Raw genomic sequence first — 1,303 nt, forward strand, 5'->3', positions numbered from 1 at the left:
TGAGACCATCCCAAATTCTGTGTAACTGCCATTTAGATTAAATGCTTACTAATACGATCATCAAACATAATCATAAAGCGATTTAAAGCAGACGTCCAGTTACGAATGGGCATAGACCACTTTTTAGACGCCTGCTGAGTTGCTAAATAGACCACTTTAAATGCTGCCTGATCAGAGGGGAACACCTTACGCTTATTCACCGCTGTCCGAATCACACTGTTTAGCGACTCTATCGCATTGGTGGTATAGATGGCTTTTCTGATGTCTTTAGGGTAATTAAAGAACACCGTTAAGCCCTCCCAGTTATTGCGCCAAGACTTAACCACGTGCGGGTATTTCTCGCCCCACACCTCATCAAAGTGCTCAAGATTGGCCTCTGCCATCTCAAGCGTATCAGCGCCATAGATGGCCTTTAAATCAGCCGCTACGGCCTTCTTATCCGTCCATGGTACAAACTTCATGGAGTAACGCACCATATGCACGATACACAGCTGAACCTGAGCGTTGGGATAAACCGTATTGATGGCATCAGGGAAGCCCTTTAAGCCGTCGACACAAGCGATTAAGATGTCTTGCACCCCGCGGTTTTGTAGTTCAGTGAGAACACCCAGCCAGAACTTAGCGCCTTCATTCTCTGATAACCACATACCAAGCAGCTCTTTTTTACCGTTAAGGTTAACGCCTAGCGCTAAGTAAATGGCTTTGTTGATGATCTGCTTGTCTTGACGTATCTTCACGACGATGCAGTCCAAATAGACGATAGGATAAACACTATTCAATGGCCTGTTCTGCCAAGCGGTGATGTCCTCTAATATGTTATCGGTGACTCTTGAGACAAGAGAGCTTGAGATGTCGACATCGTAGAGCTCTTTAATGCTCTCTACAATCTCGGTGGTGGTTTGACCCTTGGCGTAAAGGAATATGATCTTGTCATCAAGACCTGAGATACGGGTTTGATGCTTACTGACGAGTACAGGCTCAAAGCTGCCACCGCGGTCTCTTGGGGTGGATATCTCAAGATCGCCTGTGTCACTGCGGACGGTCTTTTTAGTGTGGCCGTTGCGCTTATTGGGCTTGTCTGCCTTCTCATGTTTAGGGTAGCCGAGATGCTCTTCCATCTCAGCCTCTAAGGCAGTATCAATAAACGATTGCATGAGCTGCTTTTGGAAGTCTTTGATGTCATCGAAGCTTTTCATGCTACCAGCCATTTGCTCGGCCAGTTTTTTAATGTCAGATTGAGTAGTCATTGCTTATTCTCCAGTTAGTGGATTATAAGCAGTTACACAGTTTTTAGGAAACTCCC

1 protein-coding gene is annotated in these 1,303 nt (G+C 45.7%); it reads right to left on the reverse strand.

Annotation, left to right across the window (positions count from 1 at the left end; all coding sequences use genetic code 11):
• Positions 1–32: 32 nt before the first annotated feature.
• On the reverse strand, positions 33–1,247 hold the full coding sequence (locus tag AAEY79_RS14120) for an IS256 family transposase (protein WP_352288839.1): 1,215 nt from the start codon (positions 1,245–1,247) through the stop codon (positions 33–35).
• Positions 1,248–1,303: the final 56 nt, after the last annotated feature.

The organism is Psychrobacter sp. GW64-MNA-CIBAN-0177 (assembly GCF_040309585.1).
GTDB classification, from domain to species: Bacteria; Pseudomonadota; Gammaproteobacteria; order Pseudomonadales; family Moraxellaceae; genus Psychrobacter; species Psychrobacter okhotskensis.

Bases quoted from the DNA above. Each gene is read 5' to 3' on its own strand.
- AAEY79_RS14120 (WP_352288839.1), bottom strand. From the start codon at position 1,247: ATGACTACTCAATCTGACATTAAAAAACTGGCCGAGCAAATGGCTGGT.